A 22,480-nucleotide genomic window follows, 5' to 3' on the forward strand; every position below is an offset into this window, starting at 1 on the left:
CCCTGCCGGGGGGATACAGAGTAAGGACTGCCAAGCAGGCATGGGAGGCCTTGCTGTTGCCTGACGGGCTCCTTTTGTCAAGGAAAACGCTGAGTTATTGAGTAACCTCTGGTTGCAGTCTGTTGCGCGTTGCACTTCGGAGGAAGGCGCGGGCTCAACAGAGCTGCGACCTGCCGGCACTCACACCCTCCTCCCGGGCCATCAGGGATGGTTGCGGTTCTAGAGAACAGCTCTGGCGGTTTAAAACGCCTTTGCCCTCCGTTGGACTCTGGTCTTGAAGGAAGGATGAGGCTTCATGGCCTCACCTCTTATTTCCGCTGAATTATGGGCGGTTATTGAACCGCACCTGCTTGCGATTCCTGTGCGCCTGAAAGGCAGGCGCCCGCGTGTTTCCGACCGCTCGACGTTGACGGGGATACTATTCGTTCTTCTGACGGGCATTCCAAGGGAGATGCTGCCGCGCGAAAAGGGATGCGGCTCGGGCGTGGATTACTGGCGGCGTCTGCGGGACTGCCAGAGGACCGGAGTGTTGGACGGTTTGCATCGTGAGTGACTGCCCCGCCTGCATCAAGGGCGGTTGACTGGACTGAAGCCGGGCCTGCATGGACAGCGCGTCCACTCAGGCCAAAAGGGGAGTGAACGATAGACCCAAACCCCACATATCGTGGAAGACCGGGCACGAAGCGTCACGGAGCGACAGGGTATTCCGCTGACTGCCCTTCTGTCCGGTGCCAATGTCCATGACAGCCGGATGTTTGAGCCCCTCCTGGATGCGCGGCCTTCCATCCGGGAGAAGAAAGGACGACCGCGCCACCGTTCCCGGAAAGCTCCACGCCGACAAGGGCCATGACTATCGACGCTGCTGGCTGGCATGCTTCCAGTCGCGGGATCAGGCACAGGATCGCCTGAAAAGGCATCGAAAGCAGCACTCATCTCGGAAAGCATCGCTGGGTCGTCGAATGCACCTTCGCATGGATCTCACGTTTCCGGCGTCTCACCGTCCGCTACGAACGTAGAGATGACATCCATCTCGCATTTACCCTGTGATCGTATGCTCCCTCATCTGCTTCCGAGTGCTTATATAATTGGTTTGGAAAGAACTTTGAGCACAGTTCAGCACGTCCAATCCGACCAACAAATACTATACGGTGGCCTCAAACCTGCGGTAAGGCAGAAAAACCCATTAAAACTTGATATGCCCTTGGCAAAAATCCCATGCCATACCAGTGAATCACCAGCATGCAGGTCGCAATGGGACCCTCCCGTATTCACAGAGAGAAGTCATGCAACACGTTTGATGTGCATAGGAGAATACTCCAGAGAAATTCTGAATAATGAGTATTCAAACTTTCCCCGGCGAAGACCCTTCACCCTGCCTTTCCTGAGCGTGACTTTCGTATCATCAGGCCCACGATCATCAGGAAGGCGAGGAACATGAAACTACTGCTCACACTCAGGCTGGCGCTGATCGCGCCCTTGTAAGCCTCGGTGACCTCTCCGTGCATGGTAGGCGAAAGTCTCTGCACGGCAATCATTCCCTGTTCCAGCAACGTGGACACGTCGATCTTCTCCGGCAGCGCACGCAGGCCGTTCTGCAATGTCAGCGCCATCACGCCCCCGGAGAGCGCCACCCCGAGCGACCCGCCCAGCGAGCGGATGAAGGACATCATCGCCGTGGCGATGCCCAGCATGTGCGCCGGCACAGAGTTCTGGATGATCACTGTGGCGTTGGGCATGGCGATACCCATTCCCATCCCGAGGCACCCCAGACTGACAAGAAAGTACAAGGCGGGTGCGCCGTGATGCGCGCAGAGCGCGATCATTGTCAGCGCCGAAAACTCGATGCCCACGCCTATGACCAGCAGAAGCTCATAACGCTGCGTTTTTGACGAGATATACCCGCCCAGCACCGAGCTGATCATCATCGTGCCAACCTGCGGCAGCATCATCAGACCAGAAGTCGCCGGGGTCTCTTCAAGAACAAGCTGGTAATACAGAGGCAGGAAAATCATCGACCCCATCATGGCAAACGACATGATGCCCGTTGCTGCAACGCACACGGAAAAATCCGCAATCCGCAAAAGGCCAAGACTGATCAGAGGCTCCGGCGCGTGCCGCTCCTGCCGGATGAACAGCAGGAAAACGGCCATACTGGCGCCAAGCAGAAGGAACGTCAGCGGGGATGTCCAGGCCAGGGATGTGCCGACCGAATTGAACAGAAGCAGGAAACCGGCCGTCGCCACGCTGAGAAGCGCTGCGCCCCAGTAGTCGATCCGGGGTTTCGCCTCGGCCCCGCCTGCTGGCAGACTCAGCATGATCAACGCAAGGGCAAAAAGCCCGACCGGCAGATTGACGAGAAACACCCACCGCCATGACAGGGCACTTGTCAGCACACCGCCCAGGAACGGTCCCGTCACGCTGCTGACCGCAAAAGCACCCGTGAAAAGGCCCTGATAACGCCCCCGCTGCTGCGGTGTCACCATATCGCCGATCACTGTCTGCGACAGCGTCATCAGCCCGCCTGCCCCGATACCCTGAAGCCCCCGAAAGAGGATCAGTTCCCACATGCTCTGGGCCATCCCGCACAGGAGCGAGGCGAACAGGAAAGCACCGATGCTGAATGCAAGCAGCGGCCTCCTGCCGAACATATCGGACAGCTTGCCATACAGGGGGGTGGCGATGGTCGAGGTCAGCATGAATGCTGTGACCACCCAAGACATGTGCGCCAGACCGCCAAGATCGCTCACGATGGTAGGCAGCGCGGTCGAGACAATGCTCTGATCGAGCGCCCCCATGATCATGGTCAGGATGAGGCCGATGAAAACGAGAAGGCGGGTCGTCGGAGAATAGGCAGAAACGATCTCTGCCGTGGAGGAAGGCTGCACTAGGGGTGTCCTACACTGTCAGAAACGGGTCACGTCATCACTGACGAGAAGGAAGAACAGACGGTATCCCCGCTGCTCACGCCTCCGGTCAATGCTGCGCGTCGACGTCCTTGACGGACGCGTCCGCCTGCCCCTTGACCCAGTAACCGGACGCCTTGATCCACGGGGCTGGAACGCTGCGTTCATCAAGCAGATATTGACGCACCGCCTTCGCCACGCGGGCCTCGGCGCCCACCCAGACGAACGTATGCTCCGGTATCTCCAGACCGGCGAGCGTGCCAATAATGCCCTGCGCCTGATCGGCCTCATTCATGGAACGATGGACCCAGTGCGCGTCATGCTTCGCGGACGTCGCGAACACCTGTTCGTCCCCTGCACCCGGCACGGCCACCACGGTTGTGACGAGCGCCTGTGCGGGAAGTTCTTCCACACGGCGTCCGATGGCTGGCAGGGCAGTTTCGTCACCGATCAATAGCCAGTGAGCCACCTCACCGGAGATGATCTGGGAGCCCTTGGGGCCGCCTATATCCAGCCGGTCGCCCACTTTGGCAGCCCGCGCCCATGCAGCAGCAGGACCGCCATGGTGGTTCACGAAATCCAGAACCAGCGTTCCCGTCTTCGGATCATAGCGACGAGGCGTGTAGTCCCGGCGCACCAGTGAGCCGTCCAGACCGGGAATGAAAATCTTGATGTGATCATCAGGGGAGGCGCTGACAAAACCGGACAGTTCCGCGCCCGTAAGGGTCACGCGGATCATATGTGGCGTCAGGCGCTCCACCGCCGCTACATCCAGACTGCGTCGGTGCAGTTCGTGGCGGACACGACGGATTTCGGGCGCGTCACTGCGACCAAAGAAAGAACTGAGAGTTTTCATGCGGAATTCCTCCTGAAGGTCGGGAGCAGCCGAGATTTTGTCATCCAGCACGGAACTATGCTTGCAGGCACCTGTTCGGTTGCCGGATTCAGACCTGCCCGACCGCGCGGGCCGCCTCGTCCAGCAGGGCTGCAATCTTCTCTTCGGCCTGTGCGTCAAGACCGCCATTGCGCAGGCGGAGGCGCAGCGAGGTCTTGAGATTTTCCATCGCGCGCATCACAGGCACCGGGATATTCCGACGTCCGCCCCGTCCTTCGGGTTGAGACGTCGCGGCACGGGAGAGGATCTCATCCAGCCCAGCACGGTTCGTGGTCAGGAATACCTCGCCTTCGGGCGTCATGTGATAGCTCTTGCGGCCTTCTTCCTCAGCCGGTCGGATATAACCCGCCTCATCCAGCCAGGTGAGCGTCGGATAGATCACGCCGGGGCTTGGCGTGTAACTGCCACCAAATTTTTCCTCGATGGTCTTGATCAGTTCATAGCCATAGGTTGGCTTTTCGGAAATCAGGCTGAGGACCAGGAGGCGCATCTCGCCATAGTCGAAGAGCCTGTTGCGGCCCCCGCGTCGTCCGCCGCCCCGACCATGGTGATGGTCGGACCCAGAGAAGCCTGAGAGACCTTCGGGAGAGAAAACCTGACGGTCGTGACCGCCTTCGTGTCTGTTTCTGTGTTTCATGATTGCCGATATAAGTCCCGATATATCGTATGTCAAGATATATCGGGATCTGTTTTTTGTGCTTCCCGTTGCGCAGTTCTGCGTAGCTTACGCAACCGTCCTGCCATTGACGCCACGAGCAGATAAAGTGCGGGTGTTGTGAACATGGTCTGGCCCTGACTGACTGACAGCCCTCCAATCAGGGCTATGCCGAGCGGCTGATGCAGTTCCATGCCGTAACCGCCCATCAGCACGAGCGGCAGCACACCGATGGCGGCAGCAAAGGTGGTTATGACGATAGGTCGCAGCCGCAGCAGACAGGCTTCGCAGATGGCATCCTTCGAGGACAGTCCCCGCTCCCGCTCGGCATGGATGGCAAAATCCACCAGCAGGATGGCGTTCTTCAGCGAGACCCGGTCAGCCGCAACATGGCGCTCACAGCCATGTCCGAGAACGGCAGTCCGGACAGATCGAGTGCCCTCACAGCACCAATCCCCGCAAAGGAAATACTCAGCAGATGGAAAACGCTTTCATAGAGCCCGCCCAGAGTCAGATAGACCGCGAGAACAGAACCAAGGATCAGAATCTCGCTGTCACGGTTTCTCTTACCCAGATCGCCTTCGTGGCTCTCCACTTCCCCGCTGATCGTGTCCGCCAGATGCAGGGCCTGCCCGTTCCTGCTCAATGACAGCCTATGCCTGCGAAAGGCAGCCATCCCTTACGATAGATAAAGGCCGTTTACTATGAGCTGGATCACAAACATGAACGTGTGAGCGCTTAAGTCGTAACGGGTTACGCCACGTCCCCAGTATTTCAGTTCTGCAAACCTGTTTTCGACGTGAGGGCACTTTTGATACAGATGCCTGCTGTAAAAAGGCTGTGATGTGCCGTTGGGAAAGGAGTTCCCTGATCCTCTCGCCGCCATAACCCCGACACCGAAGGATTTCGCGTGTTTCGGCTCAAAGGTCGGTCAGCCGGACAGAACTTCCCTTGAAATCAATGATCTGTCCAACCGTCAGATGAAAGCGGGCAGACCGTCCCCGATCATCGCAAAGAGCGTGGAGCTTCGAGTTCAGTCCGCTTTTTAGTTCTCCGATCATATGACGGGAAAAAGCCCATGCCTGAGCCAGACTCTTCTCCAGACAAAGGGCTGTGAATCACCGATTTCGTTTCAACTCAATGAATTACCTGATCCTGACCCACCACAGTGAATCCGGTTTTATTCGGAAATCAACTCAGCCTAGCCAACGGAGTTACCTGCTCAACAATCTGTTTGAGCAAAAAGACACTGACCAATTGGCCCCATGGTGCGTTGAGCATCAAACGCTGACGACGATACCGGGTCGACCAGAAGCGGGGTGAGAGAATGTGAGCATGACGGTAGGGCTTGTCATCGGGGGCTCTCGTGGCTTCATGGCGTCAGCCATTGAAAAGATACCGGCGCAAGATGGGCTGGTCCACGCGATCACCCTCATCTCCGATATTCCGTGTCGTAGTCGGCCGACATGAACGCGATTGTCCGTCTGGCGCTTGCGCGTCCCTATACATTCGTCGTGATGGCGATCCTGATCGCCATTGCCGGAGTGCTGTCAGCGATCCGGACGCCGAAGGATATTTTTCCGAATATCGGCATTCCCGTGATTGCCGTGGCCTGGACCTATACCAACCTGTCACCGCAAGACATGTCGGGACGCATCGAACTTCCGTTCCAGCGGGTGCTGACAACAACAGTGAACGATATCGAGCATATCGAAGGGCAATCGCTGACAGGAATTGGGGTCACGAAAATTTTCTTCCAGCCCGGCACCGATGTCCGCATTGCCAATGCGCAGGTCACGGCCATCGCCCAGACAATCCTTCGCCAGCTTCCGATCGGCACGACACCACCGCTTATCCTGAATTACAGTGCTTCGACCGTACCCATCATTCAGCTCGCTCTGTCGGGAAACGGACTGACCGAACAGCAGCTTTACGATTATGGCTTCAATTTCATCCGTAATCGGCTGGTGACGGTCCCCGGAGCCGCGATCCCGTATCCTTATGGTGGTCGCGTGCGACAAATCCAGCTGGATCTTGACCCGCGACAGCTTCAGTCACGCGGCGTATCGGCGCTCGACGTCGGGAATGCCCTGACCAGCCAGACACAGATCACGCCAGCCGGTTTCGTGAAAATCGGTGAATACCAGTATGATTTCAGGCTGAACAATGCTCCCGTTTCGGTCGAACAACTGAACATGCTGCCCGTTCGCACGGTGAACGGCGCGGTGGTCCGCGTTCGTGATGTCGCTCATGTGCGGGATGGTTCGGCGCCACAGCAGAATGTCGTTCATGTCGATGGCCAGCGGTCAGCCCTTCTGACCGTCCTCAAATCCGGCGCAACGTCCACCATCTCCATTGTCGCGGGGATCAAGGCAATGCTGCCCGACGCAACACGAGGATTGCCGAAACAACTCCAGATCAAACCGGTGAACGATCAGTCGCTTTTCGTGAAAGCCGCCGTGAACGGCGTGTTGCGGGAAGGCGCGATCGCGGCCGCCCTGACCAGTCTGATGATCCTACTGTTTCTAGGCTCCTGGCGCTCCACCCTTATCGTGGCGACCTCCATCCCGCTGTCGGTTCTAGGTGCGATCGCCGCCCTTTCAACGCTCGGCGAAACGCTGAACGTCATGACGCTGGGCGGTCTTGCACTGGCCGTCGGTATCCTGGTGGACGAGGCGACGGTCACAATCGAGAATATCGAACGTCATCTGGAACTGGGCAAGAACGTCGATGCCGCGATCATAGACGGCTCAGGCGAGATCATCGTTCCGGCTTTTCTCTCGCTGGTGTGTATCTGCGTCGTGTTCATCCCGATGTTCTATCTGCCCGGCGTATCGGGCTTCCTCTTTGTGCCCATGGCGCTGTCCGTGATTTTTGCGATGGTCATGTCCTTCGTCCTGTCGCGCACGCTTGTCCCGACCATGGCTATGTTCCTCCTACGGAAGAATTCCGATCAGGAAGACGAACGCAAGAGGAATATCTTTATAATTTTCCAGCAGAATTTCGAACGACACTTTGAGGCCATGCGGACCCGCTATGGCACCTTGCTGGAAGCCGTGCTGCAACATCGCATCCTGTTCGTCTGCTGCTTTACGGGCTTCGCTTTCCTAAGCCTTGGACTTCTTCCCTTTCTTGGCCAGAATTTCTTCCCACAGGTGGATGCGGGCGCGATGACGCTCCATGTGCGCGGCCCGATCGGCATGCGGATTGAGGAAACCTCGGCGTTATTCCAGCGGATTGAAAAGCAGATCCGCCTGCGGATTCCGCCGGAAGAGCTTGAATCGGTCGCCGATAATATCGGCCTGCCGACAAGCGCGATCAACACGGCCTACAACGCGTCCGGCACGATCGGGCCGCAGGACGGCGACATCATCGTCGCACTCAGGGAAAATCATCATCCGACGGAGCGCTACATTCACGCCCTCCGGACCACGTTGCCGAGACTGTTCCCGGAAGCGGCCTTTGCCTTCCTTCCCTCGGACATCACCAGCCAGATTCTCAACTTTGGGGCACCCGCCCCTATCGACATTCAGGTCAGTGGATCACGTCCGGGTGAAACGCGGCAGTTTGCGGAACGGATATTACGCGAGATACGCAGGATCGACGGTCTCGTCGATGCCCGCATCCAGCAGCCGGCTCACTATCCCGAATTCCGCTTCGACGCGGACCGAACCCGGATTAATCAGCTCGGACTGCTGGAGAATGACGTTACGGCCAGCATTGCGACCGCAATCGCGGGCACCTCGCAGACCGCTCCGCTCTACTGGCTGGATCCGCAGAGCATGGTCACGTATCCGATTGCAGTGCAGATGCCGGAATACCGGATCAGTTCTCTCCAGGATATCACCGGCCTGCCAGTGACGGGCCTGTCGACCACGCAGCTTCAGGTGCTGGGCGCGCTTGGCACGATTACGCGGGGCACGACCTCGCCTGTCGAAACGCAATACAATATCCGTCCGCTGATCGACATCTTCGCAGCAGGAGACGGGCGCGATCTCGGAGCGATTGCGGCAGATGTGCAGACCGCCCTACGACGGCTGGAGCACGAACGCCCGGAGACGGTCACCGTCGCTCTCCGTGGTCAGTATGAGGCCATGACGACCGCCTTTTCAGGTCTGGGTTTTGGCCTGCTGGGGGCAATCGTGCTGATCTATCTGCTAATCGTCATCAATTTCCAGAGCTGGACAGATCCGTGCATCATCATCCTTGCTCTGCCAGCGGCGCTGGCAGGAATATGCTGGATGCTGTTTGCAACGGAGACCCCGCTCTCCGTTCCGGCCCTGACGGGTGCGATCATGTGCATGGGGGTCGCAACAGCGAATTCCATTCTTGTCATCAGTTTCTGCCGGGAACAGCTCGCGGAGCATGGCGACGCGACCCGGGCGGCTCTGGTCGCGGGCAGCACCCGACTGCGGCCCGTCCTGATGACGGCTCTGGCAATGATTATCGGCATGCTGCCGATGGCGCTCGGTCTTGGGGAGGGCGGGGAACAGAACGCACCGCTCGGACGCGCCGTCATCGGTGGGCTGATGTTCGCAACCTGCGCCTCCCTGTTCTTCGTACCCACCCTGTTCGCCGTCATCTACGACCGGCGGGGTCGTCGTGCAGCGGGGGAAGCTCATGTCCATGCCTGATCCCCATCCATCGCATGCCGGACACAGACCCGGATCCGGGTGGATCATCATTGCCGCGATCATCGTTTTTGGGACGATTCTCGTGGCGGGAACGATCTCCCGCATTCACAGCCGTCATCAGCTTCATTCCGGCAACGTCGCCGCTTCGGTTCCCACGGTCACTGTTGTGCATCCGGGAGGCAGTGCGGTTGATACCCTGATTCTGCCGGGCATGCTCCAGGCGTGGTACAGCGCGCCCGTCTATGCGCGGACCAGTGGTTACCTGAAACGCTGGTACGTCGATATTGGGGAAAAGGTGCAGGAAGGTCAGCTTCTGGCGGAAATCGATACACCCGATGTCGACCTGCAACTGGCTGCCGCAAGAGCAGCGCTTGGGACGCGGACGGCCCAGCGCGATCTGGCGCGCATTACATCCAGACGATGGGACCGTCTTAATGCGCAGAACGCTGTATCACAGCAGGAGACGGACGAGCGGCGCGGAAATCTGGCCGCTGGCGAGGCGACACGCCATGAAGCGGCGGCGGAGGTCGGGCGGCTGGAGACACTCTCCGGCTTCAAACACATCGTGGCACCGTTTTCGGGGGTCGTGACCAGCCGTGCCACTGATATTGGCGCGCTGATCGTCGCTGGCACGTCGACCACCCAGCCGCTTTTCACCGTATCGGATGTAACGCGGCTTCGTCTGTATGTCAGGATACCTCAGGCTTACGCAGCACGAATGCGTGACGGACTGGTCACTCATTTCACGGTCCCCGACTATCAGGGGCGGACGTTTGAAGCCCGCCTGTTTCACTCTTCGGATGCTGTCGATTCACAGTCGGGCTCCATGCTGGTGCAACTGATCTATGACAATACGGACAATCTTCTCAAACCCGGAGCTTACGCACAGATCTCGTTTACATTTCATGGTCATGGAGAGATGGCTGCGCCATCCGTACGTATTCCGGCCAGCAGCCTCCTGTTTCGGCAGGATGGAACAACCGTGGCGATGGTGGACGGCAGCAATCATGTCAGAATCCAGCATGTTTCGATCCTGACCGATTTCGGCACGGAACTGGAAGTAACCGGCCTGACACCGCAAAGTCTGGTCATCAACAATCCTATGGATGACATCCGTGACGGGGACGAGGTCAAGCCCCGGGAGAACGGGCATGCTTCCTAGCCGCCTCCCCGTTGGCGAACCCGCCCCGCAAGATGGGGGGCGGCGCGGGTTTTCAAACATTCAGGCATGGAAAACAGGTGTCGGCCCACCATTAGTCACGTTTCTAAAATCATCTGTTTCCATAGTGTATATTTCTATATTTTCCTTATTTTTACTGTGCGGATGTAATCTGGCCCCCGACTATCGGAAACCGACGTTGCCTCCCTTACCGGCTACGTTCAAAGAAGCCGGTCCCTGGACACCGGTGAAACCTGATGACGCCACCGGGCGCGGCGCCTGGTGGTCGGTCATGGCTGATGCCGGGCTGGACCGTCTGGAAGAACGGATCGAGCATGGCAGCCCGCAACTGGCCGCTGCTGTCGCACGATACGATCAGGCCCGGGCGCTCGTCCGGCGTGCGCGCGCCGAGTTTTTCCCTGAAATCGACACCACCGCGAGTGTGCAGCGGGAACGGACTTTATTTACAACAGCTGGAACCTACTACAATTATCGGGATTATGCGGCAGGCGGTATCGTTTCATGGGAACCCGATCTATGGGGACGCATTCGTAATCTCGTGGCGGCAGCACGAGCCGATGCGCAGGCGAGCGCAGCCGATCTCGGCGCGGTCCGTCTCAGCCTCGAGGCTGAACTCGGGGAGGATTATTTCCAGTTGCGAGGGCTGGATGCCAGCATCAGCCTCCTGAGAAAGACTGTCGAGGCTTATGCCGCGGCTCTTGATCTGACGACGAAACGCTTCACTGGCGGTGCGGCAAACGAACTGGATGTAGGGCGCGCGAAGACGCAACTCGCCTCAACGCAGTCCCGGCTGGAGCAGCAGGTGGCGAACCGGGCCCTGCTCGAAAACGCTATCGCGGTGCTGATTGGTGAGCAACCCTCTGTATTCTCCATCGAACCATCAGGGGATTTTCCATCGGCCCCGGTCATTCCCATCATGACGCCCTCCCATCTTCTGGAGCGTCGGCCGGATGTTGCGGCGGCCGAACGGCATATGATGGCGGCAAATGCACGCATCGGTGTGGCAAGAGCAGCTTTTTTCCCGAATATCACGCTCAGCGCGACGGGAGGATCCGCAACCACAACCGGTGCCCTGTTATCGGCAGGCACAGGTGTCTGGGCCCTGGGACCGGCTTTGGCCACACTGGCCGTTTTTGACGGTGGGCGGAGATTTGCCGATCTGGCAGTCATGCATGGCCAGTATGCCGAATCTGCCGCGAATTACCAGCAGACCGCGCTCAACGCATTTCGTGAAGTCGAAGATCAGCTCTCGCTGCTGAACCATCTGGCGGATGCCTCCTCCCGGCAGGAAGAAGCGGTATCGGCCGCTGAACGAACCGATCATCTGGCCACCATCCAGTATCGCGAAGGAGCGGTTGACTACCTTCAGGTAGTCATCGCCCAGACAGCTGAACTACAGGCACGCGAGGATATGATCACAGTGAACACACGCCGCCTCGTGGCCGCGATCGACCTCGTGCGGGCTCTCGGAGGAGGATGGCACAACCCCACATCCTGACGTGCGCTACTGTCTCGTTCCTCATGCCGCATGGACCGTTTCTCACAGATCCATCCGAAGCAACGAGAAGGTCCACACCATTATTGATCTTACAATTGCGCCCGACCCAGCCACTCATCCGGCACAAAGCGCCAATACGCGATGATATGCCAGACTTGAACAGCACGTCCCGCGAGACATCACTGCTGCCACCAACAGTGATCTGCGACCTCTGAACCACCGTGCTTTTCTGAATACTTTCGGTGCCATGTCCGCGATTGACTGCGTGGCTGACCGGGGCAGGATCGCGGTGTTCAATACGGCGGTGAAGGCTGCTGTCACAGGTGCGGATGACGGCCTGAACAAGCTGGTCGTACTTTACACCAAATGGGGCGCCCAGTTCGATAATGACTGAAGATAGAGACTTCCGTGCCACTGTGTTTGTGACGAAACCGATAAAACGAATACCAACTCGATGGTATAAAATTGTTTGGGGAAAAACATCACGGTCTGCGGACATTAACTACGTCGAATGTCGTTGACCGCTCTCGCCTGAATCGTCCAGCCGATCCCGGATCGCGCGCTCCGAGAGGAATATGTAGACAGTTCTCGATCAGGCTGAAATCCTGAATTCTCCGTGAAGCTTTGCAATCACATAAGCATCTGAGCGCAAGGGAACCTGTTACAGGCCAGGAGAAGCATCTCTCGATTTTCGTTTTGACACCGGACCATTCCTGAGTGTAAAGAATATCCGATATGAAAAGATGTATCCGCCAGCGCTGACGGAACATTAAGACGCCTGGAAAAAGGCAGCATGACACTGGGTGGATCAACGGTGATCCGCCAGCCCTTGGAGGGCAATGATGCACGGTCACAGCCTGCGTCATTAGGGATCGTACTGTGGACAAGGGTTTTCTCAAGGCTGGACACGCGCCGACACTTCTCGCCGCATTCCTGTATTTTGATGTCTCATTCATGGTCTGGGTATTGCTGGGACCGCTCGGCATCTCCATTTCGCATGCCCTGCATCTGAATGCTGGCCAGAAAGGGCTGCTCGTCGCAACACCGGTCCTTGCCGGCGCAGCCTTCCGCGTCGTCGCGGGGGCGCTGGTCGACCGGTTTGGTCCCCGCCGTGTCGCGATCGGCGCCCAGATTCTGGTTATCGCCGGACTGGCCCTGACCTGGCTCCTCGCCCCGCATACTTACGCAGCCATGTTTGGCGTCGCGCTTGTTCTAGGCGTTGCAGGCGCTTCCTTTGCCATAGCCCTCCCTCTCGCATCGGCCTGGTATCCGCCACAATATCAGGGCACGGCTCTGGGTATTGCGGGGGCGGGCAACTCCGGAACGGCCCTCGCAGCCCTCTTCGCGCCCGGCCTCGCCGTGCTGTTCGGCTGGCTCAACGTCCTTGGTCTCGCAACCATTCCGCTCACCTGCGTGCTGATCGCCTTTCTGTTTCTGGCGCGCGAACCCGCAAACCGTCCTGCCAGCGCAGGTCTCGCCTCCTGGCTGCCGTTACTTCGCTCCACCGATTGCTGGGCGCTGATGTTCTTCTACGGCGTCACCTTTGGAGGATTTGTTGGCCTCGCCTCGTTCCTGACCATCTATTTCAACGACCAGTACGGCCTCGCTCCCGCCATTGCCGGAACCTGCACCGCCTTCGTGGTCTTTGTCGGCTCCTTCGTTCGGCCCCTCGGCGGCGCACTCGCCGACCGGATTGGAGGCGCTCGCGCCCTCACAGTGCTCTACGCACTGGCAGGACTCCTTTTCGCCCTGATCGGTCTCGGACTTCCCACAATATGGCTCGCTTTTCCCGCTTTCTTTTTCGGGATGCTTGTCCTCGGACTGGGCAACGGAGCCGTGTTCCAGCTCGTACCGACCCGATTTCCTGAACAAGTTGGTATCCTGACCGGACTTGTCGGCATGAGCGGGGGTGTCGGCGGCTTCTATCTCGCCTCGTCCCTCGGTGCCGCCAGACAGACCACCGGCTCCTATGGCCCGGGATTTCTCGCCTTCTCCCTGATTTCCTTCGCCGCCCTCGGCTGTGTGCTGCTCTGCCGTCGCCGCTGGACACATGCCGAACGCCCACCTCACCTTACGGGCCAAACCTCAGCAATCATCTGAACCGTATCCCCCGATGCAAACCCGTTCGATCCTGCTGTCGTTTTTCCGAAAGCCATGCCCGATGACCGCTCTCCGCTCACGCTCTCTCCCACGCCACCCGGCACGTCGGTTACCCCGCACAACCGCCATTGCCAGTGGTGTGGTTGCCAGTGTTCTGCTCCCAAGGTTTGCCTGTGCTGCCCAGACTTATCCCCAACAGGCGGTGACACCACCGGAACGGGCGACGATCAAACATGTGGCAGTTATTCACGGCCCCATTAAAAGCACACCGCCGCACGCCACGGACTGGGGTGTCTTCAATGCAGGCAAAGGTGCGGCCGCCGGATTCGGCACGGTCGGCGGCTTTGGTCAGGCCCGATGGGCTGAAGACTGGAGCGACATCGTCAATACACCGCCGGAAATGCGCCGGAATGACTGGTTCAATCGGCTCAAATATATTCGTCTGACCGACAAAGGCGATATCTGGCTTTCGATCAGCGGTGAAGAACGCCTGCGCTATATCTTCGAAAACAAACCGATGATGGGCACGGCGGGCAAGACCAACGCCAATCGCGTGCTCCTGCGTAATCAGTATGGTGCAGACCTGCATATTGGGCAGCATGTCCGCGCCTATGCCGAATTTCTCTATGGCAATGCCGGCGGCAGTAATTATTACGGCTACCAGACGGGCGTGCAGCGTGAGCGTCTTGATCTCCAGCAGGGTATCCTCGAAGTCAAAGGACATCTCCTTGGCGCAAAAATGGGCGTTATAGGCGGTCGGCAGGTCTTTCTCGACGCCCCCGTTTCCATGCAGTCCGCCCGTGATATACCAAATGTTCAGCAGACATGGGACGGTTTTCGCGGATACGCCGTCTGGAAATCGTTTCGCCTCGACCTGTTCGACTTCATGCAGACCAACAAGCTGCCAACAGACGTTTTTTCCGACGGCACGAATTATAACGCCCGCATGTATGGCGCCTACAGTTCAACAGCACTTCCGGCCTTTACATTCATGGGCAAGAAAAGTCAGATTTTTGCTGACCTTTTCTTCATCGGTTATCTTTTCAACGGCTCTCCCGCAGCTATCCCCACAACAAAAACCGGGGGCACGGAAGCCGGATCGACCCGCCGGGACAATATCGGCTCCCGGATCTGGGGAAACGCCGGTCCATTCAATATGAGCCTGACAGGCGTCTTTCAGGGCGGTGAATTCCGTCCCGCGAAAAATGCCGGTCCCACACGCGCCGTAAGAGCCTATGCCGTCAACGGCGTCGCCTCCTGGAATCCTGCCAATATGCCGGGAAAGCCGTCCATCGGCATTCAGGCTGATATGTTCTCTGGCGGCTCCTACAAGAGCAAGGACGGCGCAGTCGGGACATTCGCCACACCATATTTCCCACTGCCATACTATAATGATGTTACGCTCCAGCTGACGTCGCAAAATCTGGTGGGCATCGGACCGGTGATCGAAGCATCGCCTCTGGCAAACTTGCACATGAAACTGCATGTTCCGTTCTTCTGGCGCCAGAGCACTCAGGATGCCGTTTACGGAACCGGCAAGATTTACTCATGGCGAAACGGCCTTTCCGGTGGTTATATCGGAACCATTCCGCAAACCCAGATAGCGTGGAACTTTGCACCGCACTGGACATGGACCCATGATATCGCCGGTTTCGCGGCATCACAGGGAATGCGCCGTGCAGGTGCCCGTGGCGGTGTTTTCTACATGCAGACTATGGAATTTAAGTTCTGAGACCGGCTCGGAAACGGAGATGCACACCATGACCACCGAAAAAAACATCATCATCGTCGGGAATGGCATGGTTGGCCATTACTGCGCCGAGCAACTGGTGACGCAGGGGCTGCATGAGACGCACCGTATCCATGTATTTGGCGATGAACTGCATCACGCCTACGACCGCGTCCATCTTACAGAATACATGACCGGGCAGGACGCGCTGGCTCTGCGTCTGCATGAAGAAGATTTCCATACCGCTCACGGCATGACCCTGCATCTGGGCGACCGCATCACGAAAATCGACCGTGAAAACCGAATGATCAATAGTGAAGCCGGAGAGTTTCCGTATGAATCACTGATTATCGCAACCGGATCGACGCCATTCGTTCCTCCCGTCCCGGGCAATACCGGCAGCGCAGGTCTTGTCTACCGCACGCTTGATGATCTCGACATGATCCGTAGTGCAGCGGAAGGAGTGTCCGATGGGGTGGTGATCGGTGGCGGCCTGCTCGGACTAGAAGCTGCCAATGCTCTCCGCGTTCTCGGTCTGAATGTCAGCGTGGTTGAATTCGCCCCGCGCCTCATGCCCGTGCAACTTGATGATGAAGGCGGAAACGCTTTGCGCCGACGCATCGAGGATCTGGGCATTACTGTGCTGACCTCCCACGCGACACAGGAAATCGTGCCGGGCGAGACACACCGCCATCGCCTGAACTTCGCTGACGGCACCTCGCTTGAAACCGACCTTGTCGTTTTCTCGGCTGGCATCCGTCCGCATGATCGTCTGGCGCGCGATTGCGGCCTCGCTCTCGGTGCACGTGGCGGTATCGCGATTGACGATCAGTGCCGCACGTCCGATCCGGATATCTTCGCCATCGGTGAATGTGCAGCGTGGTGCGACCGCGTGTTCGGTCTCGTCGCACCCGGCTATACCATGGCACGCACGATCGCCGCCGTTCTCGCAGGAGAGGACGCTGCTTTTACGGGCGCGGACATGTCCACCCGGCTCAAACTGCTCGGCGTCGATGTCGGCTCGATCGGCGATGCCCACGGTGCCGCTCCCGGCTCCACGAGCTACCGTTTCATTGGCGAAGCTGAAGGCTCCTACAGACGCCTCGTCCTCTCCGCCGATGGCACGCGCGTGACAGGTGCTGTTCTGGTCGGCGACAATTCCTACTACGACACTATCCTGCAATACGTACAGAATGCCATCCGCCCCCCTGCCGACCCGGCAGCACTCATCTTGCCACGTGGTGAAGGCACAGAACTGCTCGGAGCGGACTCACTCCCAGACACCGCGACAGTCTGCTCCTGCCATAACGTGACCAAAGGAGCGATCTGCTGCGCCATCGATGACGGCTGCGGCGATCTTGGTGCGCTTAAATCACTCACCAAAGCCAGTACCGGCTGCGGGGGGTGCTCCGCCCTGCTGAAAAGTGTCTTTGAAAGCGAGCTTGAAGCCCGCGGCATTACTGTCGATCGCAGTCTCTGTGAGCATTTTTCCTATACCAGACAGGAACTTTACTCTCTCGTGCGCGTCCACGGGATCAAGACCTTTGAGAAGCTGATGGACAGCTATGGTAATAGCGGCCTCGGATGCGATATCTGCAAACCCGCCGTCGGCTCCATTCTGGCCTCGGCATGGAACAAGCCCATTACCGACCCCGCCTACATTCCGCTTCAGGACACGAACGATACGTTCATGGCCAATATGCAGAAGAACGGCACCTATTCGGTCGTACCCAGAATCGCAGGCGGTGAAATCACTCCGGAGAAACTGATTGTCCTTGGTCAGGTAGCAAAGAAATACGATCTATACACAAAAATCACCGGTGGCCAGCGCATTGATCTGTTCGGCGCGCAACTCCACCAGCTTCCCGGTATCTGGACCGAACTGCTCGACGCCGGGTTCGAAACCGGCCACGCCTATGGAAAATCGACCCGCACCGTGAAATCCTGTGTTGGCAGCACGTGGTGTCGTTATGGCGTTCAGGACAGCGTTCGTAAGGCGCTCGATCTCGAGAACCGCTACAAGGGACTACGCTCTCCCCACAAGCTGAAATTCGCTGTCTCAGGCTGCACACGAGAATGCGCCGAGGCCCAGAGTAAGGATGTAGGCGTCATCGCCACGGAAAACGGCTGGAACCTGTATGTCTGTGGGAATGGTGGTATGCGCCCCCGCCACGCGGAACTCTTCGCGACCGATATCGATTCCGAAACGCTCATAAAATACATCGATCGTTTCCTGATGTTTTATATCCGCACGGCTGACCGCCTGCAGCGCACATCCGTCTGGCGGGAAAATCTTGATGGGGGCCTCGATTATCTGAAGGACGTCATCATCAATGACAGTCTGGGCCTCTGCGCGGAACTGGAGCGCCAGATGCAGGATGTCGTCGATGTTTATCACTGCGAATGGCGTGATGCCCTTTCCGACCACGATAAACTCAAGCGTTTCCGCACTTTCGTCAACGACAGCCGGCCTGATCCGAACGTCCGCAGCATCGCCGAACGCGATCAGGTCCGCCCGGCCGATAACATGCCGGAAGTCCCCCTTTCTGCTGGCCCAAAAGACTGGACGACGCTTTGCAGTCACGGAGACCTCGTTGAAAAATCAGGTGTCGTAGCCTGGCACGATGGAGCCCAGATTGCCCTGTTCTATCTCCCGGCCCATTCCAACATGCCAGATCAGGTTTTCGCCATTGATAATCATGATCCTTTTTCCAACGCCAATGTCATCGGGCGCGGCATGATGGGTGATCTGAAAGGCCAACTGGTGGTCGCCTCCCCTCTCTATAAACAGCATTTTCGCCTGACAGACGGGGTCTGCCTGGAGGATGACGGCAAATGCCTGCGAACGTGGGATGCTCGCCTGAAAGACGGCAAGGTCGAGATCCGGGCCCGCGAAACGGTGCCGGTTCTCACCCCCGCGTAAACCTCGACAATGGCAGGTGAGGAAATCCGTTCGGTCTGTCCTTATTGCGGTGTCGGATGCGGCATCGTGATGGAGGTCACGAACGGACACATTACCCGTGTCCGCGGCGATACTACGCATCCGGTGAATGCCGGACGCCTGTGCACAAAAGGCAGTTCCTGCGACAAGCCGATCACCGCCCCGGAAAGGCTGAGTCGTGCTTTCCTGCGACCCAAGCGTGACGTTGCGCCGATGCCGACGACCATTGAGCAGGCCATACAGGAAACCGCCAATCACCTGCGCACACTCCTCGACACACACGGGCCGGATTCGATTTCTTTTTATGTATCCGGTCAGATGTCGCTGGAGGCCCAGTATCTCGCCAACAAGCTGGCAAAGGGATTTATTCGCACCCAGCACATTGAGTCCAATTCCCGCCTCTGCATGGCGGCAGCGGGCACCGGCTACAAACTGTCTCTTGGGGCGGATGCGCCACCCGGAAGTTACGAAGATCTTGACTGCACAAATCTGTTTTTCGTTATCGGCGCCAATATGGCCGACTGCCATCCGATTCTTTTTCTCCGTTTACTCGACAGGAAAAAGACAGGAGCACGACTTATCGTCGTCGACCCGAGGCGGACGGCCACAGCCGACAAAGCTGATCTTTTTCTACAGATTCGTCCCGGCACGGATATCGCTCTGCTCAACGGACTTTTGCATCTGCTTGTTCGGAACGGCGCTATTGATAGAAGCTTTATCGAGCAGGCCACTTCGGGCTGGAAGGAAATGGAAACCTTCCTCGCGGACTATACGCCAGCCCGCGTTGCTGAAATCACCGCCCTGCGCGAGGAAGACATTCTCACAACGGCGCTCTGGATCGCAGAGGCTGGCGACTGGATGAGCCTGTGGACGATGGGCCTGAATCAAAGTGTCGCCGGCACATGGAATACGAACACCCTGTGCAATCTTCATCTTGCCACAGGTGCGATCTGTCGTCCGGGAAGCGGTCCGTTCTCGCTGACAGGCCAGCCCAATGCCATGGGCGGTCGGGAGATGGGCTATATGGGCCCCGGTCTCCCCGGACAGCGTAGCGCCATGGTTGCAACTGACCGTGCCTTCGTCGAAACGCAATGGAACCTGCCTCCGGGAACGCTTCGCGAGGCTGGTGGCGCGGGAGCCATCGCGATGTTCGAAGCAATGACACGGAAGGAAATCCGGGCCTGCTGGATCATCTGCTCCAATCCGGTTGCAACAATCGCCAATCGATCCAATGCCGTTTCCGGACTGAATACTGCTGAACTGGTCATCGTTCAGGATGCGTATGCTGACACTGAAACCGCGACGAAAGCCGACATCCTGTTACCGGGGGCACTCTGGGCCGAAGCGGATGGAGTGCAGGTCAACTCAGACCGGACCATGACACTGGCCCGTCAGGCCGTGCCTCCGCCCGGAGAGGCTCTGGCCGACTGGGAGATCATTGCGCGTGTCGCCCGGGCCATGGGATTTGAGAGCGGCTTCTCTTTTTCCTCCGCTGCGGAAGTCTTTGAAGAAATCAGTCTATTTACCAACCCCGTGACAGGCTACGATATTTCTGGGATCAGCCACGCCCGCCTGCGCGAGGGTCCGGTGCAATGGCCCTGTGCGCCGGGCGATACCGCAGCGCGTCATCCCATACGCTATCTTCCGGAGCGGGGTGGGCTACCCATCTTTCCAACAAAAACCGGACGCGGCATCTTCTTCCCCAGACCGTGGATGCGTCCGCGTGAGTGGCCGGACGATAAATTCCCGTTCGTCCTGAACAGTGGTCGCCTGCAACACCAGTGGCATACCCTCACCAAAACAGGACGTGTTCCGGGTCTTAATCGCCTCAATCCCGGCCCGTTCGTCGAAATCGCCCCCGACGACGCCGCGCGTCTGGGGATCGCCGCAGGTGACCGGGTCCGGCTCACGTCGCGTCGAGGAGAAGCCATTCTTCCGGCTACCCTGTCCAACAGAATATTACCGGGAACCTGCTTCGCGCCCTTCCACTGGAATGACCGCTTCGGCGAACTTCTCGCCGTCAACGCCCTCACCTCCGACGAAATCGATCCGATATCGCTTCAGCCAGGTTTCAAGCTCTGTGCCATCTCCATGGAACGCGTTGATGGGCCGCAAACCGTCGAAAGAGATCCGGCAACAGGAGAGGATATCCACGATATGAAGCCATCACATATTGCCGCCTGTCTGGGTCTCGCCGAGCCGGAGCCACAGCCTCTTTCGGAAGAAACCCATTCGTGGCTAAGCGGTTTTCTGGAAGGGCTACGCCTGTCTCCGCCGAATCACGAAGTTCCGGTCATCCCGGCCGCTGCTCCTTTACCTGACCTTGTCAGGGCTCGCGTCAACGGTCTTCTTGCTGGTCTTTACTCCCGTAATCGGACCTCAGACCACGACCCAGAGTCTGCTCGGACCGATGCTGCAACCGCGCCACCACTGAAACTGTTCTGGGCTTCCCAGACGGGTCGCGCCGAAGAACTCGCCGGAGACATTACCAAGCAACTCCGGGAAGCCGGTCATGATGTGGAAGGCGCTTGTCTGGATCAGTGTAAAGGCGACGAGCACTGGACCGGCCCGACCATTTTTGTAGTCTCCACTTTCGGCGATGGTGATGCTCCGGATTGCGCCGTGCCTTTCTGGGATGCTCTGCGCACCCGCACTTCGCTTCTCACCGGCTGCTCGTATGTCGTTCTCGCTCTGGGCGACTCCTCCTATGCCAGTTTCTGTGGTTTCGGGCGCGCTCTGGATAGCCGTCTGGCAGAGCTGGGCGCGACGGCACTCCTTGAACGGACAGAATGCGAGCCTGATTACGAAGACACCGTCGAAGTCTGGCGCCACCGGCTGCTTACGGTTCTTGGCAGTCAGGACACATCCGCCTCACAACCCGCCGAAGTAGCCACACCAGAAACAACAGGCATCACCCGTGACACGCCCGCCATAGCGAGGTTGTGCCTTAACAGATCGCTCTCTGCGATGGGGGCGGATAAGGATACCCGACAGATTGGCTTAGATCTTTCGGGAACCGGCCTGACATGGCGACCTGGAGATGCGCTGGGGATCTGGCCTTGCAACGACGAAGCCGTGGTCGCGATGGTGCTGACGGCCTTGCAACATGGGCCGGACGTTTCCGTATCGCTACGCGGACACGGCGTGGTGTCGCTGGCAGACGCACTCAGGCGTCATCTCGATCTCTCACGTCCCCTCCCCGCCATGCTGACCCGTCTTGGGCGACAGGAAAGTGGCTTTCTGCCCGAACTCCTGAAGAATGTCCGCCTTGACGTTTCGCCAGATGAAATCCCCGGCCTCTTCCGTCGCATGCAGCCCCGGCTCTACTCCATCGCTTCGTCACCCCGCCACTGTCCCGACGTGGTGGAATTGACAGTGGGCGTCAATCGAGAGCCATGGCCCGGTGTCTGTTCCGGCTGGCTGGCCGGTTTGGAAACCGGAAGCGCGGTTCCTCTCTTTCTCCAGCCGACATCCCATTTCCATCTGCCTGAAAATAACGCCACTCCGGTCATCATGATCGGGCCCGGCACGGGGATTGCACCTTTCCGAGCCTTTCTGCAGGAGCGTGCGACCAGTAAAGCCGCTGGTCTCAACTGGCTATTTTTTGGAGAGCGGCATGAACGGGAAGGCTATTATTATCGTGAGGAACTTGAAGCTCTTCGCGCTTCCGGTTGCCTCACGCGCCTCGACACAGCATTCTCACGGGACCAGCCTGAGCGTATTTATGTGCAGGACAGAATGGAGGAAGCCGGTGCGGAATTATGGAACTGGCTTCAGGATGGAGCGGCCCTGTATGTCTGCGGAGATGCTCAGCGCATGGCCCGTGATGTTGACGCTGCCTTGCGCCGCATCGTGGGCCGCCACGGCAATATGGCCATCACAGATGCAGATGAATACGTGACCAGTCTGGTGCGATCCGGTCGTTATCTGCGTGACGTCTACTGA

Annotated in this window: 13 protein-coding genes and 1 pseudogene; 9 read left to right on the forward strand and 5 right to left on the reverse strand. The window is 58.4% G+C overall.

Annotated elements, in window-relative coordinates:
* Positions 1 to 295 precede the first annotated feature (295 nt).
* Positions 296 to 1,085 (forward strand): annotated as a pseudogene (locus GOB81_RS13305) (IS5 family transposase).
* A gap of 282 nt (positions 1,086 to 1,367) precedes the next feature.
* Here the strand turns inward: GOB81_RS13305 and GOB81_RS13310 are convergent.
* From GOB81_RS13310 to GOB81_RS17515, 5 genes are all read right to left on the reverse strand, one after another.
* Complete coding sequence (locus tag GOB81_RS13310) at positions 1,368 to 2,885, reverse strand: DHA2 family efflux MFS transporter permease subunit (RefSeq protein ID WP_173570917.1); 1,518 nt, start codon at positions 2,883 to 2,885, stop codon at positions 1,368 to 1,370.
* Between the two features lie 88 nt (positions 2,886 to 2,973).
* A complete protein-coding gene (locus GOB81_RS13315; RefSeq protein ID WP_173570918.1) occupies positions 2,974 to 3,759 on the reverse strand; it encodes a siderophore-interacting protein in 786 nt (261 codons plus the stop codon).
* Between the two features lie 88 nt (positions 3,760 to 3,847).
* Positions 3,848 to 4,435, reverse strand: coding sequence for a PadR family transcriptional regulator (locus GOB81_RS13320; protein WP_173570919.1), 588 nt, complete (start codon positions 4,433 to 4,435; stop codon positions 3,848 to 3,850).
* A 32-nt stretch (positions 4,436 to 4,467) separates the two neighbouring features.
* On the reverse strand, positions 4,468 to 4,800 hold the full coding sequence (locus GOB81_RS17510) for an efflux RND transporter permease subunit (protein WP_338421367.1): 333 nt from the start codon (positions 4,798 to 4,800) through the stop codon (positions 4,468 to 4,470).
* A gap of 17 nt (positions 4,801 to 4,817) precedes the next feature.
* On the reverse strand, positions 4,818 to 5,099 hold the full coding sequence (locus GOB81_RS17515) for a hypothetical protein (protein ID WP_198912121.1): 282 nt from the start codon (positions 5,097 to 5,099) through the stop codon (positions 4,818 to 4,820).
* Positions 5,100 to 5,919: 820 nt separating this feature from the next.
* On the opposite strand from GOB81_RS17515, the gene GOB81_RS13330 reads away from it, so the two are divergent.
* The 8 genes from GOB81_RS13330 (at position 5,920) to GOB81_RS13365 (ending at position 22,480) form a co-directional block, all read left to right on the forward strand.
* Entirely contained in the window at positions 5,920 to 9,087 is a 3,168-nt protein-coding gene (locus GOB81_RS13330) for an efflux RND transporter permease subunit (protein WP_173570920.1), read from the forward strand.
* Entirely contained in the window at positions 9,080 to 10,249 is a 1,170-nt protein-coding gene (locus tag GOB81_RS13335) for an efflux RND transporter periplasmic adaptor subunit (RefSeq protein WP_173570921.1), read from the forward strand. The genes GOB81_RS13330 and GOB81_RS13335 overlap by 8 nt, the downstream gene beginning before the upstream one ends.
* A gap of 124 nt (positions 10,250 to 10,373) precedes the next feature.
* Complete coding sequence (locus GOB81_RS13340; RefSeq protein ID WP_338421369.1) at positions 10,374 to 11,765, forward strand: efflux transporter outer membrane subunit; 1,392 nt, start codon at positions 10,374 to 10,376, stop codon at positions 11,763 to 11,765.
* Positions 11,766 to 12,012: 247 nt separating this feature from the next.
* Positions 12,013 to 12,159 (forward strand): hypothetical protein, encoded by a 147-nt coding sequence (locus GOB81_RS13345; protein WP_173570923.1) that lies wholly within the window; start codon positions 12,013 to 12,015, stop codon positions 12,157 to 12,159.
* Positions 12,160 to 12,644: 485 nt separating this feature from the next.
* On the forward strand, positions 12,645 to 13,865 hold the full coding sequence (locus tag GOB81_RS13350) for an MFS transporter (RefSeq protein ID WP_173570924.1): 1,221 nt from the start codon (positions 12,645 to 12,647) through the stop codon (positions 13,863 to 13,865).
* Between the two features lie 61 nt (positions 13,866 to 13,926).
* Positions 13,927 to 15,597: an alginate export family protein gene (locus tag GOB81_RS13355; protein ID WP_242010275.1), complete on the forward strand. Its 1,671-nt coding sequence runs from the start codon at positions 13,927 to 13,929 to the stop codon at positions 15,595 to 15,597.
* Positions 15,598 to 15,625: 28 nt separating this feature from the next.
* Entirely contained in the window at positions 15,626 to 18,517 is a 2,892-nt protein-coding gene (gene nirB / locus GOB81_RS13360) for a nitrite reductase large subunit NirB (RefSeq protein ID WP_173570925.1), read from the forward strand.
* 9 nt (positions 18,518 to 18,526) lie between these two features.
* Positions 18,527 to 22,480 (forward strand): bifunctional nitrate reductase/sulfite reductase flavoprotein subunit alpha, encoded by a 3,954-nt coding sequence (locus GOB81_RS13365; protein WP_173570926.1) that lies wholly within the window; start codon positions 18,527 to 18,529, stop codon positions 22,478 to 22,480.

Source organism: Acetobacter conturbans, assembly GCF_011516755.1.
GTDB lineage: Bacteria > Pseudomonadota > Alphaproteobacteria > Acetobacterales > Acetobacteraceae > Acetobacter > Acetobacter conturbans.